Below are 16,435 nucleotides of genomic sequence, written 5' to 3'. Positions count from 1 at the left end.
GCTAACATCCTTTCTGCACCATGGCGTGGCATCATCTTAGACGCGAAGGACGCAAAGATCGCGAAGGGATATGATAGGGTGCTTCCAGCGCGCTTGTACCCAATCATCAAAAACCCTTCGCGCCCTTCGCGCCCTTCGCGCCCTTTGCGATCTTTGCGCCTTTGCGTTTAGATTCTTTGCGTCCTTCGCGTTCTCTGCGCCTTTGCGTTTAAATCCTTAGCGTTCTCTGCCGAGCCGGTTAGCTGTCCGGTTCTACAGCCTGCTTGACGAACTGCCGCGGCTATGGTATATTTCCCCCGTCGAAGCGGGAAGAATGAGGTAAGCAGTATTATGCGTGGTTCGCGCTTTTACACCTACTTCTTCTACTTTACCAGCCCACAATTGGACTGGTCGCTTCGCATTTCCTGAAAGGCGCAAGAGAGTACAGAGCAAGCAAAAGGGGGCGCGAGGCGAAGCAACCTCGCGCCCCCTCTGTTGTTGCCGAGGAGGAAGGTAATGGACGTTCGTTGCCGCGGAGTACGAGGAGCGACCACCTGTGAGGAAAACACGCGCGAGGCGATTTTGGCTGCCACGCACGAACTGCTCACGTTGCTGATCGAAGCTAACGACATTAAGCCGGAAGACATTGCCAGCGCCATTTTTACCACCACTCCCGATCTCAATGCCGAGTTTCCGGCTGTGGCAGCGCGGGCGATTGGATGGGTGGATACTGCACTGCTTTGCGGCCACGAAATGGCCGTGCCGGGCAGCTTGCCACGCTGTATTCGCGTCTTGATCCACTGGAATACGACCAAGCGTGCCGATGAAATTGTCCATGTCTATATCCGCGGCGCACATGGTCTAAGGCCTGAACGCGCCGCATTGATGAGTGCCTTCCGTATGGTTACATCAACGTTGTCGGAGGAAGAACAATGAGTTGTCGTCACCCAACGAACGTGACGCAACGGTGCGATCAGCCTAAGGCGATAGAATTATCCCCACTTCAAGCAACGTGGAGTACTCGCCTCATCGGGTGTGCGGCCCATTCCCTTCGTAACTGCGGGCAGATAAGGCTCGAGTTGACTACCGATTCCTGTACCTATCCTGCAGAGGAGGACCGTTCTATGATTGTTGTCATGCAAACTAATTCGACTCCAAGTCAGATTGATGCGGTGTTGGAACGGCTGCGTGAGTATAACTTGCGCGGCCATTTAACTGTCGGTGAAGAACGCACGGTGATTGCTGTTGTTGGTGCATCGATCCCTCCCACGTTACGCGAAGAGCTTGAGCATTTCGCCGGCGTGAAAGAGACGCTGCGGATTACGCAACCCTATAAGTTGGTCTCCCGCGAAGTCAAACCGACCGATACCATCGTGCAGGTCGGTGATGTGAAAGTGGGGGGTGGGCATCTGGCGATCATCGCCGGGCCGTGCTCGGTCGAGAGTGAAGAGCAAATTATGGCTACCGCGCGTGCTGTACGCGAAGCGGGAGCAAATATGTTGCGGGGTGGCGCATTCAAACCGCGAACCTCTCCCTACAGCTTCCGTGGCTTGGGTGAGGTGGGGTTACAGTTGCTGGCACAGGCACGGGAAGAGACCGGCTTGCCAATCGTTACCGAGGTTATGACCCCGGCCGATGTTGAGCTGGTCGCGCGGTACGCCGATGTACTGCAGATCGGGGCGCGCAATATGCAGAACTATCAGTTGCTAGAGGAGGTTGGGCGCAGTGACAAGCCGGTGCTGCTGAAGCGCGGATTATCGGCGACAATTGAGGAGTGGTTACTTTCGGCAGAATACATCATTGCGCAGGGGAATCCCAACATTATTTTGTGCGAACGTGGTATTCGCACGTTCGAGACGGCAACACGCAATACCCTTGATCTGAACGCCGTAGCGGTGGTCAAGAAACGCTCGCATTTACCGGTGATTGTCGATCCGAGTCATGGTACCGGCAAATGGTATTTGGTACCACCGTTGACATTGGCAGCGATTGCAACAGGCGCTGACGGAGTGATCATCGAGGTTCATCCTGACCCCGATCGGGCTAAGTCGGACGGTGGACAGTCGCTCAGCCCGGAAAACTTCATGAATTTGATGCCGAAACTACGGGCGGTCGCACAGGTCGTTGGGCGACGGTAGCAACATTCGGAATGTGGCCTAGATGTTCGCATGTGAGTTTGTCGTAGTGTATTGCGCTTTAGGTGATGGTAGACAGGCAGAGCCACCCGGCGAGCGGCTCTGCCATCCATCTACCTCCGCCCTGCGTCGCATTGCCCGACCTGGTACAGCGTGGTACAATTATGTAACGAGATCTACAACATCTGGCGAGGTTTGAGTGAGGCAATATGGAAAAATCGACGTGGACGACGAAGGTTGGGCTTGCGCAAATGCTTAAAGGTGGCGTCATTATGGATGTGGTGACGCCTGAGCAAGCACGGATCGCTGAAGAAGCCGGTGCAGTGGCGGTGATGGCACTTGAACGGGTACCGGCCGATATTCGCGCTCAAGGTGGTGTTGCACGGATGAGCGATCCAGAGCTGATCTTGGCGATCAAACAGGCTGTAACCATCCCGGTCATGGCAAAAGCGCGGATCGGTCACTTCGTCGAGGCACAGGTGCTAGAGGCAATCGGTGTCGACTACATCGACGAGAGTGAGGTCTTGACGCCGGCCGACGAAGAGCACCATATTAACAAGCATAAGTTCCGAGTGCCGTTCGTATGCGGCTGCCGCAATTTGGGTGAGGCCCTGCGCCGAATTGCCGAGGGTGCAGCGATGCTGCGCACCAAAGGCGAGGCCGGTACCGGTAATGTCGTGGAGGCAGTTCGTCATGCACGCGCTGTGTACAGTGAAATTCGCCGCTTGCAGTCGATGAACGAAGATGAACTGTTTACTTACGCCAAACAGATCCAAGCACCGTATGAGCTGGTCAAGCAAGTAGCTACGGAAGGCAAGCTGCCGGTCGTCAATTTTGCTGCCGGTGGGATTGCCACTCCGGCTGATGCTGCCTTGTTGATGCAGCTTGGTGTTGATGGTATCTTTGTCGGATCTGGTATTTTCAAGAGCGGTAACCCGATCAAGCGCGCACGCGCCATTGTGGAAGCAACGACCCATTACAACGATCCAGAAATCATCGCTGAGGTGAGTAAAGGCCTCGGCGAGGCTATGGTTGGGATTAACATCGATCAGATTCCTGCTGAGCAGTTGATGGCTCGGCGTGGATGGTAGCTGAGGAGGCCGCGGGCGGAGTGTTACTCCGTCCGCACCCGATGAGTATGACAGTTGGAGTATTAGCATTACAAGGCGATTTTCGCGAACACTGTGCGGTCTTGCGTCGGATAGGTATTGAGCCGATTGAGGTGCGGTTACCGCACCAACTTGCCCAGGTTGACCGCCTGATTATCCCCGGTGGCGAGAGTACAACTATCGGCCGGCTGTTGGCAATCTACCAGATGCTCGAACCGATCCAGGCGCGCGGTGGTCACGATTTAGCGATCTGGGGTACCTGTGCCGGTGCAATCCTGCTCGCGAATGAAGTAGTGGATCAGAAGCAAGGTGGTCAACCCACCTTAGGCTTGATGAATCTGACGATTCGACGAAATGCGTATGGGAGCCAGCTCGATAGCTTCGAGGCACCGATTACGATGCCGATCATCGGCGAGGCACCGCTTTCCGGCGTGTTTATCCGTGCTCCGCGGATTATGGCGCTCGGTCAGGGATGCGAAGCAGTGGGCTGGTTGGAAGATGGCAGTGTTGTTGCTGCCCGCCAAGGTCGTTTGCTGGCGACGACCTTTCATCCCGAGTTAACCCATGATGATCGAGTCCACCGACTCTTCCTGGAACTATGATACGAGCCGTAACGCTGAGCGATATGTGGTCGCTGCGGCGTAAACCTCGCTGCCAACACGTGCTCTATACCGAACGACTGTTGGCTTACAGCCATCGGCCACTTTGGTTTGCGTTACAGAGCATCTTGGCCGGTAATCATCGTGAACGCACAACGTTGGTGCTGGCCGAACATGGTAGTTTGGCTCTCGTTCAGGCAATGGGTCGTCTCGGTCGTCCAGAACAAGATGTGATCTATCTGGCTACTAGCGGTACCCGCAGTGAACAGGTACCTAGTGATTACGAGCTCTGGTTCCACCTCCTCCACCGCCTCTGCATCGATGCAGCGCAGCATTCAGTGCAGCGGCTCTATGCCGCATTGCCGAGCCAGCACAATGAACTGCGTGAAATCTTTCGGCAGGTCGGTTTTCAGGTGTATACCCATCGTCACCTGTTCCATCTCTCAGGCCCCGACTGGGATCAGGGTACACGGCTGGCGCCAATGCGTATGCAGTCGCGGCGTGATCATTGGGCTATTCACAAACTCTACGGCATGATCGCACCGCATGTTGTTCAGCAGGCAGAAGTACGTAATGCTCGCCATTGGACGATCAACCAACCTTATTCGCTGGTGCGTCGGCAGGCGTGGGTCTTAGGGCCTGATGATGATCTGGTGGCCTATCTGCGCTTGTTGAGTGGGCCGAGTGGTCACGTCTTCTCATTGTTGATTCGGCCGGAAGCGCGTGATCAAGTAGTCGATATTTTACGCTTTGGGCTTGCCCAACTGAGCGATAGCCGCCCGGTCTATTTGATCTTACGTGAGTATCAGCAAGAATTGTTTGAACCAGCAATCCGACTGGGTTTTCAACCGGTTGGTGAGCAGATATTACTTGTCAAACATACAGTTGTACCGATTCGGCGGGCGGTGTTGGCGCCATCGCTCGAGGTGGGGTTGGAACCACCTATATCGGTGCGACGGTATGTTTGGCCTCCAACAAGGCAGGAGGAGTGCTAAGCGATTATGGCTGTGACGGACACTGTCAATGACATTCAGCTTCTATTAGCAACATTGCCACCAGCGATACGTGACGCGATCCAGAAAGCTAACGATCAGGATAATTTGCTCGAGATCGTGATGGATCTGGGCCGTCTGCCTGAAGCACGCTATCGTGGTCACGAACTATTCTTGAGCGATCGGGAGGTGACCGCTGAAGATATCAATTATGTCATTGCCCGCATCGGTGAGTTTGGTGAAGATAATCGCGCCGGTATTCCTCGCACCCTGCATCGCATATCGGGCATTCGTAATCGCCGTGGTGTGGTTATTGGCTTGACCTGCCGCGTTGGCCGGGCAGTCTACGGTACGGTTGATATTATTCGCGATTTGGTTGAAACCGGGCAGAGTATTTTGCTGCTCGGTAAGCCGGGTACCGGTAAGACGACGCTGTTGCGCGAGACGGCGCGAGTGCTCGGTGATGAGTTGCGTAAGCGGGTGGTGATCGTCGATACCTCGAATGAGATTGCCGGTGATGGTGATATTCCCCATCCCGGTATTGGTCGTGCCCGCCGTATGCAAGTCCCGCGACCGTCCGAACAGCATAATGTGATGATCGAGGCGGTTGAAAATCACATGCCTGAAGTGATTGTAATCGATGAGATCGGTACCGAATTGGAAGCTGCTGCCGCGCGTACTATTGCCGAACGTGGCGTGCAGTTGATCGGTACGGCGCATGGCAATACCCTCGATAATCTGATGATTAACCCCACCCTGTCGGATTTGGTGGGTGGGATCCAGGCAGTGACGCTTGGTGATGAAGAGGCGCGTCGGCGTGGAACGCAAAAGACGGTGCTCGAACGCAAAGCGCCACCGACGTTTAGCATTCTGGTTGAGATTCAGTCGTGGGATAGCGTGACCGTCTACCCGGATGTGGCAGCGGCGGTTGATGCCATTTTGCGCGGTGAGGAGCCGCCATGTGAGCAACGCATCCGCGAGCCGGACGGTACGGTGCGGCGTGAGCCGGTACGGCGAATGCTGATCGATGCCCCGGCGTTTGGTTTCCGACGTGGTCGGAATGGGCGTGAACAGTCGCAGATGGGGACAAACGGTCCACGTTTGCGCGATCGGAATGGTAGTACGGCCGGTTCGGTTACTACCGTGCCACCCCAGCGTATCTTCCCGTTTGGTGTGAGCCGCAACCGATTGCAAAATGCGATTGAACGACTGCGGGTACCCGCCGTTATTGTGCGTGACTTAAAAGATGCAACCTTAGTAATGACACTGAAAAACTATTACCGGCAGAGTTCGCACCAGTTGCGGCAAGCTGAGGAACAGGGGGTGCCGGTGTATGTGTTGCGCAACAATACGATCACGCAGATGGAACGTCAATTAGCCCAAGTCTTTCAGTTGCGCGAGATGTTTGATGATGAAGCCGAGTATTCGCGTAGTGATTCGGTGATCGAAGAGGCATTGCTCGAGACTGAACAGGCGATTGCGCAAGTTATCAACGGTGAACGCAATGCGGTAGAATTGACGCCGCGGAGTAGTTATATTCGCCGCTTACAACATCAAATGGCCGATCGGTACAATCTACGTTCAGAGAGCCGTGGCGATGATCCAAACCGGCGGGTGAAGATCTTTCGGTAAAGAACATTCCCCATTGCGACATTGCAGCCCAATGCCGTGATGAGGAATGGCACGACGCCAGACCCGCACAGTGAACAGGCAATCGACAGATTGGCAAAGATCGGCTATCCTTAACGTAGGTAACTGCAACGGGTTGATGGCAATAGTATGCACCGTGGGTTGTTTATCACGTTTGAGGGGCCAGAGGGAGCCGGCAAGAGCACACAAGCACGCCGCCTTTATGAGCGTTTGCAAGCTGCGGGCTATCCGGTTATCTTGACACGCGAGCCGGGTGGTACCCGAATTGGAGAACTGATCCGCCGGATTTTGATCGATTTGCGCCATACGGAAATGGCTCCCACTACCGAAATATTGTTGTTTTCGGCAGCACGTGCACAGTTGGTCAGTGAATTGATCCGACCTTATCTGGCGACCGGTGGGATTGTAGTGTGTGACCGGTATGCCGATTCGACATTTGCGTATCAGGGCTACGGGTTGGGGCGTGATCTCGAAGAATTGCGGGTGATTACCGAGGTAGCGACCGGAGGGCTTAAGCCCGATCTTACGTTTTACCTGCAAATTGATGTGGAAATCGGCTTGCAACGCAAGCAAAATGCCCGTGAGCGTTCGGAACGAGGTGGGCAGTCGGCTGAATGGAACCGTCTAGATGCTCGTGATTTGGCTTACCATCGGCGGGTTGCGCACGGATTCGTTGAGTTAATGAAACAGGAACCGGAACGCTGGCATGCACTCGATGCCGATCAGCCGGTTGATGAACTGGCTGAACAAATTTGGCATGCCGTGATGCCGCTATTGGCTCGGATTACGCCGCTTGCTACGCGATGATGCGTAGCCTGAGAACTAGGGTGGACGCCATGCGCCTCATTCTGGCTGTCGTTCAATCGCAAGATGCAACTAATTTGGTGGAAGCGCTGACCGAACATGGGTATCGCGTGACCCGCCTCAGTAGTCAGGGTGGATTTTTGCGCGAAGGGAATGTGACACTGTTGCTTAGTGTCGAGGATCAGCAGGTTAATCCGGTCATCAATATCATCCGTGAACATTGTTCGACCCGCACACGTTACGTTTCGCCAATGCCACCGATTGCCGAGTCGGGTGAGTTTTATCCGCCAGCACCACTCGAGGTTCAAGTGGGCGGTGCCACCGTGTTTGTGTTGCGTGCCCAGACTCGTAGGTTATAATGCGGGACACTTGTCAATCGGTTGAGGCGCGAGTCGATTGAATTGAATAGCTTCAGTCAATACGGATAGAAGTTTTACCGTTTAGAAACGGCTTTACTTTTTATGGAAGCAATCCAGGAATTTATTGCCAATATTTTGCCCTTGCTACGCCTTGGTGCGATCGTTTTAGGGGCATATGCAGTGCTGCTGTGGGCAGCTTCTGTGTTGTGGGCCTATCGCGACATTCGTCGTCGTACCGAGGATGTTTCAGTCCAGGTGTTAGCAGTCGGTATTGTGCTGTTGTTGCCATTCCTCGGTATTCCCCTCCATTTGATCCTTCGTCCACCACAAACCCTCGCCGAGAAATACGAACGCACGCTCGAAGAGGAGTTTCTCCGTCGCGATCTTGAAGATCAACTGGTGTGTCCCGAATGTCAGCGTCCGATTGAGCCGGATTTTATTATCTGTCCTCACTGTCATACCCAGTTGCGCCGGCATTGCGATACGTGCGGTAGAGTCATCGATTTGACATGGCGTATTTGCCCGTATTGTGGATCAAGTCAGACCCGTGGTGTCGCTACGGTGCGGGCAGAGTCCCAACCCGTGGTACCATCGGTAGGAGTAAGTAAACAATGAAGGTACCGGCTATTACCGATGTGAAAGGCGTATTGGTCGGTCACGCTACCGATACTGCTGCATTGACCGGTGTGACGGTTGTGTTGACACCAGATGGTGCAACCGCAGGTGTTGATGTGCGCGGTGGTGCCCCCGGTACCCGTGAGACGGATCTGCTCAATCCGGTGAATCTGGTTCAGCAGGTTAATGCGGTGGTATTGACGGGTGGTAGTGCGTTTGGGTTGGCCGCCGCCACAGGAGTAGTGTCGTGGCTCTACGAGCGGGGGTACGGTTTTGATGTTGGCCTCACCAAAGTGCCAATTGTCCCGGCAGCAGTGATCTTCGATCTCGGTATCGGACGTGCTGATGTATGGCCCGATGCGACAATGGGCTATGCAGCTTGTGCTGCGGCTGATACGAGTGTAGCTGAAGGTAGTGTTGGCGCCGGGATCGGAGCAACTGTGGGTAAAGTTGGTGGTATGAACACGGCAATGCGGGGTGGTGTGGGGACGTGGAGTGAAACGCTTGCCGATGGGGTAACGGTTGGCGCATTGGTGGTCGTGAATGCGTTTGGTGATGTGGTTGATCCACAAGGACGGATCATCGCCGGCGCACGCGGCCCTAATCAAACATTGGTAGGTACCGGTGCGTTGTTGCGTGGAGGGTTGAGCCGACAATCATTTGCTGATACCACCGGCCAACATACGACGATTGCGGTTGTGGCAACCGATGCTCGATTGGATAAAGCTGCGGCAACCCGCCTGGCAATTATGGCGCAGGATGGGCTGGCCCGCGCTATTCGTCCGGCTCATTCGCCGTTTGATGGAGATACCGTGTTTGCCCTTTCTACCGGTGTCTACGAAGCGCCCCCTTTGGTAACGCTCGGTGCTGTAGCTGCCGATGTGCTTGCGATCGCGATTGTACGTGCTGTCCAAGCTGCAACGACGGTAGCCGGTGTTCCGGCAGCGCGTGATGTGCCATCAGCCTGATTGTTGCGTATCACACGCAAAAACACAATCACAGTGACGTTAACGTGTCATCGTCTTGGCCCTCTTAGGCTAGGTTGGGATGTCACGGATTATCGTCTCGATCATCAACTACCGTTTTTAAGCGAATGATATACGCCATGAAGCGTTTACTGATAGTTATTGTAGCCCTTTGGGGATTGGTAACAGTTGCCGGATGTCGGGTCGAGTTAACCAATCTGGAAAATACACCGGTTGTAATGGTGACACCGACACCGACAGGAACGCTATCCGCCGAGCGAATACTACGGATCGGATTGGTTGCCGAACCTCCTGATCTATTGCCGTACCACAGTACGCCAACCGATGAGCGGTTGAGTGGGGCGATTACCGAGTTGATCTTTCCTTCACCGCTTTTACCGGTGAATTTTACGCTGCAAACTACCGGTGTATTAACGGACTTGCCCAGTTTGGCCAACGGTGATGTCGTTACAACAACGGTGACTGTTTTTCGTGATGCACTGGGCCAGATTACCGATACACCGACTGAACAGACCGATGAAGTAACCCAAGTTAGTGTGACTTTTCATTGGAACGCTGAACTGCGTTGGTCTGATGGTACACCGGTGACGGCTGCCGATTCGGTCTTTGCCTATGAGCTAGCACAGAGCGCCGATCTCGGTCAAGCGGCTGCTAGTCGGTTGGCGATGATTGCCCGCTATGAGCAAGTTGATGAGCATACGACCCGTGCTGTGCTCAATCCTGATGTTACCGATCCGGCCTATCTGACCAGTTTCTGGATACCGCTACCTCGTCATTTACTGAGCGATGTCGATCCGAAACAAATCTGGCAAAGCGATTTTGCCCGCCGTCCGGTCGGCTATGGCCCTTATATGATCCGCAGTTTCGACGGCGGTTCGTTGGAGTTAGTGCGTAATCCCTATTACACCGGACCGAAAGCTCCATTTGATACGATACTCTTCGTGTTTCGTAACGATCCGGCGCAGTTGATCGAATTGGTCAACAGTGGCAGCCTTGATCTTGTCTTCATTGAGCAGCCGACGCCGGAACTCTTAACCAGCTTATTGCAGAGCGATAACCGTGGGTTTCAGGTCAGCACATCACCGAACCCAATTTGGGAGCATCTCGATTTCAACCTTGATGTACCGCTGCTGCAAGATATTCGCGTGCGGCGAGCGATTGCGTATGCGATTAACCGCCCGTTGCTTGTGGAGCAGTTGTTAGGTGGGAAGAGTAACGTCCTCGAGAGTTGGATATTGCCCGGTCAGCTTGGGTATCCACCGCTCGATCAGATTACGCGCTACCCGTATAATCCCGATGAAGCACGCCGTCTGCTTGATGAAGCAAAGTTGGTCGACACCGATGGGGATGGTTGGCGGGAGTATGAAGGTTTACCGTTGTTACTTTCGTTGGTAACAAGCGCCAACTCGCCGCTACGTCAAGCCGTCGCCGAGCGGATTGCCAACGATCTGGCGCAGGTCGGGATTCAAGTTGAAGTGACGTCGTTGCCGGTGAACGAGTTGTATAGTGTCGATGGCCCACTTTACCGGCGCACCTTCCAACTGGCGTTGTTTGGTTGGATTGCCGGTCCGCACCCTCGTGGTTGGGAGCTGTGGAGCTGTGCCGGTGTGCCGGGCGAGGCGAACAATTGGACGGGCAATAATTTTGCCGGTTGGTGTTTCTTTGAGGCGAATGAGGCGATTAATACGGCAACGACGGTGCTTGATCCAGAAGTACAAAAGGCGGCGTATTTACGCCAACAGCAGTTGTTTACCCAAGAGTTGCCGGTGCTGCCGCTCTTTCAGCGGATTGATGTGCTCGTGGCGCGTGATGGTTTGTCGGGTTGGCGCCTTGATCCGATTGCACCGTTTACGTGGAACATTAGCGAGTGGCAACTCAGGTAACGCAAAGAATGCCGAGACGCAGAGAACGCAAAGCGAAGTGTGATGATGCCGTGCGCCCTTTGCGCCCTTTGCGCCCTTTGCGTGATCAGGTTTCCCAAAACGGTTTGGCCCAGCCACGGCGGGCGATCTCGGCGCGGAGGTCGAGCATAGCGGTATAGGTCGGTAGTACGGCGAGGGTTTCGCCAACGGGTAAGGCTACCAATGCTGTATCGAGGGCTGTTGGCAGATCATCGATAACCGTGATCGCGGCTCCATCAACCCCAGCATAATCAAGACGCAAGGCCATATCGGCGGCGCGCGTACCGCTGACTGTCACGCGGGCGACCCGTCCAGCCAAAGGCTCGAAATCGGCATCCCACAGCCACGAAACGTCGGTACCGTCGGCGAAGCGGTCGTTGATCGCGATCAGGAGGTGTAATGGTCGCGTCGTTGTGGCCGTAAGCATCCGCACCGTCTCTGAAGCTCCCACCGGATTTTTAATCAGCGCAATCAGCATTGGTGGGCCATTGGGGCCGGCAGTGATCCGCTCGATGCGACCAAAAGCGGCCTGGAATGTGGTTAGGGCTGCACCAATTGTTGTCGGCGCAATGCCGAGAGCTAATGCGGCGGCGGTTGCGGCCAGTGCATTCTGGGCGTTGTAGAGGCCGGGGAGTGGGAGGTGTATTTGGAGTTGACCGACCGGATGTCTGATCTGAAGCTCACTGCCGTCTAATCCACGTGGTTCAAGCGCAGTCAGTGCAATCTGCGGATCGGGTCGGTGGCGTCCGCAGTGGGGGCAGGTATAGTGACCGATGTGGGCGTAGAAGATGTGCCGGTAGTGATAACGGTGACCGCACGTCTGGCAAAATTGTGAGTCGGCGATGTGCGTAGCGGCAGCGACTGCGTGACGAGTGTCATTTAACCCAAACCCGATTACGCGTGCAGGAAGGTGTTCGGTGAGGCCGGCAATAGCCGGATCATCTGCGTTGAACACGACAGTACTGGTTGCGGGTAAGGTTTGCAATGCCCGCCGCCAGTTGCCGGCAATAGTGTCAATCTCGCCGTAGCGGTCGAGTTGGTCTCGGAATAGGTTGAGCAAGACAACGAGCCGTGGGCGGGTTTCGGCGATAGCTTGTGGTAACGCAGCTTCATCAGTCTCGAACAGGGCGCGACGGGCATGGGGGCGTCCGCGCCAATCGGTATCGGTGATGGCGACGGTGGTAAGGCCGGGAAGCAGGTTGGCGCCGGCGCGGTTGTGCAACAGTGGTTCGCCGGTATGTTCGAGAATGGCCGCTAACATGCGACTCGTCGTGGTCTTCCCGTTGGTGCCGGCGATCAGAATCACACCATCGGGTAATGCCGTGCAAATGGTGGTCAAGATTGCCGGTTCAATTGAGCGGGCGATTTGACCGGGTAAGCTCGTCCCACCGCCGAGATGGAAACGACGGGAGAAGATTCTGGCGGTACGTCCCAAAACTAATGCGACAGTAGTGCGTAAATGGTTCATACGGTAGGTAGTCACGGTGGAGATCGGGCAATAGCAGAACTTGTCTGACGTAGTTAGCGTAATCCAGCCTTGCGCAACGCGGCGGCTAGTGGATTATCATCATCGTTATCGTCATCGTCGCCGCTACTGGCAAAGAGAGTCGTGGCCGGTGGTGGTTCGTCGTCCAATTCGTCGTAGAGATCGTCTTCTTCCCAGTTCAACGCTAGATTCTCGGCTCCGACCAGCGCGATGATGTCGTCAACGCTAAACAGCATGAGGTTGACCTGATCGTCATCGGCCGAGCGCACCGCCAACGTATCGATGATCTGAAGTTGGGGCAGCGCGGTAAGTACTTCGGCAAGAGGTTCGGGTCGGCGTGGCGGTGGTCGATCGCTCTGCATCAATGCGTCAGCAGCAGCGCTATCGACGGGAATGCCGGTATCGACCAGCAGAATCGTTACGCCGACGCGGTGGAAAAGCAGGTGCAAAATCTGGCGTGTCTCGTTCAGTTGCGCAACAGCACGACGTAAAGCACTGGCCGTGCGGCTGGCTTTGATCTCGAATACCCACGCCACACCGTCAACAATAGCTAAGGCATCAAGTTCGCGATACTTAATCTGCGCGGTACGATTGCGCCGTTCTTCGTATTCGAGAATGCGACGCTCGTCGAGCGATACCTGCGTCGCCAGCCAGTCGCGTAGGGCAGCTTCAGCTTGCCCACCAAAAATGTCACGTTGGCGGGGGGGGCGGATCGCCTTCTGATTTTTGCGTTGGAGCTTAAATTTCTCGACATAAGCGCGGTAGCGCCGGTCGTCTTCGGTCGTTAATCGTACACGTGCATAACTTACTGCCATCTAGCCCTGCCTTCCCAATTCAACCGAACGACGGTAAGCAGCCCAGATCGCATCGGCCAGCACTGTCCGTAATCCACCCCGTTCAAGTTCGCTCAGTGCCGCAGCGCTGGTGCCGCCAGGTGAGGTGACTGCATTGCGCAACTGTGCCGGATGGAGACCACTCTGCATTGCGTACTGTACCGAACCAAGCATCGTCTGCTGGACCAGCTCCTCGGCGATGCGGCGCGATAAGCCGAGGTGGACGCCGGCGTCGATCATCGCTTCCATCATCAAAAAGACGTAAGCTGGCCCCGTCCCGTTAATCGCAGTAGCCATATCGAGATACGTCTCGTTATCAACATACAGCTCACGTCCCAGCGCACCGAGTACTGTCGTTGCCCACCTCCGCTGATGCTCGGTCACGGCGGGTGCCGCCGTCCATACCGTCATACCGGCACCGATTTGGGCAGGCGTATTTGGCATGCTCCGCACGATAGCTTGGTGATCGAGGGCCTCGGCAAATGTAGTGATGGTGACACCGGCAATCACCGAGATCACGAGATCTTCGTCGCGGATTGCACCACGTAATGGCGGTAAAATGCGTTGTAACTGTTGTGGTTTGACGGCAAAAATGACAATCCGCCCCCATTTAGCTGCTTCGAGATTGTCGTGGGTTGTGTGAATCGCGTAGCGATGAGCGAGGTCGCGCCGACGATCGTCGCGGGGATGGCTGGCTAGTATCTGATCGGGTGTGACGAGTTCGTTGCGCAAAAGACCGCCGATGATTGCTTCACCCATTGCACCGGCGCCGATCACGGCAATTGGCAAGTCAGTAAGCATACATGATCACCTGTGCAAACAATTGGTCACTCTTCCATCACATGACCGACAACATCTGTAGTTCTGTGGGGTATGATACCATAGTAGCCGATAGGCTTGATGATAAGCGATTGCTCTGAAGAAGGCTCTCATCTCTCTAGGCAACTATGCGTTCACAACCAGAAACGATAATCCTGCGACCCACAATCATCGATACTCGTCCCACATTATTAGCCGTTTTTGCTCACCCTGACGATGAAAGCTTCGGTCCGGGCGGTACATTAGCATGGTATGCGTGGTCGGGGGCGGCGGTGCATCTGATTTGTGCAACCGGCGGCGAAGAGGGTACTGTCGATCCAGCACTGCTCAACGGCTACCAATCGGTGGCAGAATTGCGACGCACTGAACTATTGCGGGCAGCCGAGGCGCTTGGTCTGAGCAGTGTGACGTTATTGGGCTACCGTGATTCGGGGATGCCCGGAACCGCGGCCAATACCCATCCTGACGCGCTGATCAACCAACCGCGTGAACAGGTGGTTGAGCAGATTGTGCGGCGTATTCGCCAACTGCATCCGCAAGTCGTGATCACCTTCGACCCAATCGGTGGGTATCGCCACCCCGACCATATCGCCATCCACGAAGCGACCGTTGCTGCCTTCCACGCTGCCGGCAATCCGTCGGCTTACCCATCGGCAGGACCGGCTTACGTGCCACAGAAGCTCTACTACACTACCTTTTCGCGCCGTCTCTTGCGCCTAGTCGTGCGGTTGATGCCGCTGTTCGGACGAGATCCACGTGCGTTTGGCCGTAATCGTGATGTCGATCTGACCAAACTGGCAGACGTTGCGTTTCCGACCCATGCCCGGATCGATACGACCGCTGTCCGTGAGCAGGTACAGGCGGCGGCAGCAGCACATCTGAGTCAGGGTGGTGGTGGACCGTTTACCCGTGGCCCGTTAAGCACTATTGTGAGGTTGCTCGGCAGTGCTGATACGTTTATGCGGGCGTATCCACCGGCCACCGATGATGTGCGCGAAGATGATCTGTTTGCCGGCGTGGTGTGGTAGGACGGCAAATTTCCTACCTGGCGGTGATACATACGCTCAATGATTGTCAGATGACGCTGGAGCTTGGCAGAACGGTCATCGGGAATAGGAATATTGCGCAAATGGTCAAGACCCGGTCACTGTCACTGTCTGTCGTGGAAGCCAATGCTCGGCGAAGGGGCGGAACCCGTCACCGTGTTGATCGAGCCGTAGATGCTGTACGCGCGCACCGTCATGCTCGATGGTAATCAGATTGCAGGTATTCATGCCGTGCTCAAGGCCATAGCCGCGTCGTGAAGTGGTGGTGCCACTCTGCACGATATAGGTGCCGTGACGTACATTGGGCTGGAAGTCACGGGTATTACCGACGAAGCTGATGTGCAAGTGACCACAGAGCAGGAGATCGACGGCCAACTCATCAAGCAGACGAATCGCTTCATGGGCGTTGCTGATCGTTACCCGCTTACGCCGATAGGTGGGTGGCAACGCGACCGGATGATGCCAGACCACAATTTTGTAGACATCAGGGCCGAATTGGGTGAGGCGCTGACGCAACGCCATCATTTGGTTGGGGTAAAGCTTCCCGCCGTCTACTGTCCAGCCATGGGCAGTACACGCACCGACAACTGCGAGGCCGGGTGCAGTAAAGACAGGGTTCAAGTCAGGTGAGATCTGTTGTCGATACCGGCGTAACGGATTCAACAGGCGTTCGGGCAAGTTAAAGAGCGGCACGTCGTGATTCCCGGCCACCACCAGTTGCGGTTCTGGGAGGCGTTCTCGCAGGATACGGGCAGCACGCCACTGAGCGGCAAAGTCGGCCCGTTGCACGAAATCGCCTGAAATGACCACCAGATCGGGTTTGAGAGTGTGTGCATCGGCAATCAAGCGTTCGGCAGCGGCAGGGTTGAACGGCGGGCCGGTGTGAACGTCGGAGATATGTAGGATACGGAATGCCACAACCTTACTCCTCGACAGTCGATGATGGTGTAGCCGCAGCACGTGCTTTCTCGCGGGCGAGGGTGATGATAGCACGTAAAATTAATACGCCTTCAACGGCTACAACCGCTACAAAGGTGTATTTGAGCAGGGTAGGGATGATTTCCATCGGAAAAGCCTTTCTTGATGATTGCACAACGCCATTGCACAACCAACATCATTATA

General features: G+C 55.2%; 17 protein-coding genes. 12 read left to right on the top strand and 5 right to left on the bottom strand.

What is annotated here, in order from left to right; all coding sequences use genetic code 11:
* Window positions 1-495: 495 nt before the first annotated feature.
* The 11 genes from aroH to ACP5OT_RS10590 all read left to right on the top strand — a co-directional run bounded on the left by aroH (window position 496) and on the right by ACP5OT_RS10590 (window position 11,111).
* Window positions 496-915 (top strand): chorismate mutase, encoded by a 420-nt coding sequence (aroH, locus tag ACP5OT_RS10640; RefSeq protein ID WP_424675371.1) that lies wholly within the window; start codon window positions 496-498, stop codon window positions 913-915.
* A 188-nt stretch (window positions 916-1,103) separates the two neighbouring features.
* Window positions 1,104-2,117 (top strand): 3-deoxy-7-phosphoheptulonate synthase, encoded by a 1,014-nt coding sequence (gene aroF, locus ACP5OT_RS10635; RefSeq protein WP_424675372.1) that lies wholly within the window; start codon window positions 1,104-1,106, stop codon window positions 2,115-2,117.
* 206 nt (window positions 2,118-2,323) lie between these two features.
* Window positions 2,324-3,205, top strand: a complete 882-nt coding sequence (gene pdxS, locus ACP5OT_RS10630) for a pyridoxal 5'-phosphate synthase lyase subunit PdxS (RefSeq protein ID WP_015941652.1) — start codon at window positions 2,324-2,326, stop codon at window positions 3,203-3,205.
* A 47-nt stretch (window positions 3,206-3,252) separates the two neighbouring features.
* Window positions 3,253-3,825, top strand: coding sequence for a pyridoxal 5'-phosphate synthase glutaminase subunit PdxT (gene pdxT, locus ACP5OT_RS10625; RefSeq protein WP_424675388.1), 573 nt, complete (start codon window positions 3,253-3,255; stop codon window positions 3,823-3,825).
* The gene (locus ACP5OT_RS10620) at window positions 3,822-4,817 is read left to right on the top strand and encodes a hypothetical protein (RefSeq protein ID WP_424675373.1); all 996 of its coding nucleotides are present in this window, start codon (window positions 3,822-3,824) and stop codon (window positions 4,815-4,817) included. The genes pdxT and ACP5OT_RS10620 overlap by 4 nt, the downstream gene beginning before the upstream one ends.
* A 6-nt stretch (window positions 4,818-4,823) precedes the next feature.
* Window positions 4,824-6,446, top strand: coding sequence for a R3H domain-containing nucleic acid-binding protein (locus tag ACP5OT_RS10615; RefSeq protein ID WP_424675374.1), 1,623 nt, complete (start codon window positions 4,824-4,826; stop codon window positions 6,444-6,446).
* A gap of 147 nt (window positions 6,447-6,593) precedes the next feature.
* On the top strand, window positions 6,594-7,271 hold the full coding sequence (gene tmk, locus ACP5OT_RS10610; protein ID WP_424675375.1) for a dTMP kinase: 678 nt from the start codon (window positions 6,594-6,596) through the stop codon (window positions 7,269-7,271).
* A 29-nt stretch (window positions 7,272-7,300) separates the two neighbouring features.
* Window positions 7,301-7,627, top strand: coding sequence for a cyclic-di-AMP receptor (locus ACP5OT_RS10605; RefSeq protein WP_424675376.1), 327 nt, complete (start codon window positions 7,301-7,303; stop codon window positions 7,625-7,627).
* Between the two features lie 102 nt (window positions 7,628-7,729).
* Window positions 7,730-8,242, top strand: coding sequence for a zinc ribbon domain-containing protein (locus ACP5OT_RS10600; protein WP_424675377.1), 513 nt, complete (start codon window positions 7,730-7,732; stop codon window positions 8,240-8,242).
* Entirely contained in the window at window positions 8,239-9,210 is a 972-nt protein-coding gene (locus ACP5OT_RS10595; RefSeq protein ID WP_424675378.1) for a P1 family peptidase, read from the top strand. The genes ACP5OT_RS10600 and ACP5OT_RS10595 overlap by 4 nt, the downstream gene beginning before the upstream one ends.
* Before the next feature lie 137 nt (window positions 9,211-9,347).
* Window positions 9,348-11,111 carry a peptide ABC transporter substrate-binding protein gene (locus ACP5OT_RS10590; protein ID WP_424675379.1) on the top strand — a complete coding sequence of 588 codons (1,764 nt, stop codon included), beginning with the start codon at window positions 9,348-9,350 and terminating at the stop codon, window positions 11,109-11,111.
* A gap of 85 nt (window positions 11,112-11,196) precedes the next feature.
* Here the strand turns inward: ACP5OT_RS10590 and ACP5OT_RS10585 are convergent, their stop codons facing one another.
* Genes ACP5OT_RS10585 through proC form a run of 3 tightly spaced genes read right to left on the bottom strand, consistent with a single transcriptional unit; the run spans window position 11,197 to window position 14,249 of the window.
* A complete protein-coding gene (locus tag ACP5OT_RS10585; RefSeq protein ID WP_424675380.1) occupies window positions 11,197-12,597 on the bottom strand; it encodes a MurT ligase domain-containing protein in 1,401 nt (466 codons plus the stop codon).
* Between the two features lie 53 nt (window positions 12,598-12,650).
* Complete coding sequence (locus ACP5OT_RS10580) at window positions 12,651-13,430, bottom strand: hypothetical protein (protein ID WP_424675381.1); 780 nt, start codon at window positions 13,428-13,430, stop codon at window positions 12,651-12,653.
* A complete protein-coding gene (gene proC, locus ACP5OT_RS10575; RefSeq protein ID WP_424675382.1) occupies window positions 13,431-14,249 on the bottom strand; it encodes a pyrroline-5-carboxylate reductase in 819 nt (272 codons plus the stop codon). It abuts the gene before it with no gap.
* Between the two features lie 146 nt (window positions 14,250-14,395).
* Between proC and ACP5OT_RS10570 the strand changes: the two genes are divergently transcribed.
* On the top strand, window positions 14,396-15,295 hold the full coding sequence (locus ACP5OT_RS10570) for a PIG-L deacetylase family protein (protein WP_428132071.1): 900 nt from the start codon (window positions 14,396-14,398) through the stop codon (window positions 15,293-15,295).
* 105 nt (window positions 15,296-15,400) lie between these two features.
* Here the strand turns inward: ACP5OT_RS10570 and ACP5OT_RS10565 are convergent, their stop codons facing one another.
* Both ACP5OT_RS10565 and ACP5OT_RS10560 read right to left on the bottom strand, forming a co-directional pair.
* Window positions 15,401-16,231 (bottom strand): metallophosphoesterase family protein, encoded by an 831-nt coding sequence (locus ACP5OT_RS10565; RefSeq protein ID WP_424675384.1) that lies wholly within the window; start codon window positions 16,229-16,231, stop codon window positions 15,401-15,403.
* 4 nt (window positions 16,232-16,235) lie between these two features.
* The gene (locus ACP5OT_RS10560; protein WP_424675385.1) at window positions 16,236-16,379 is read right to left on the bottom strand and encodes a hypothetical protein; all 144 of its coding nucleotides are present in this window, start codon (window positions 16,377-16,379) and stop codon (window positions 16,236-16,238) included.
* Between the last annotated feature and the right edge of the window lie 56 nt (window positions 16,380-16,435).

The sequence above is a fragment of the Chloroflexus sp. genome (assembly GCF_049970315.1).
Taxonomy (GTDB): domain Bacteria; phylum Chloroflexota; class Chloroflexia; order Chloroflexales; family Chloroflexaceae; genus Chloroflexus.
Note: the sequence above shows the minus strand (reverse complement) of the source record. Positions and strands in the feature narration are given on the sequence as shown.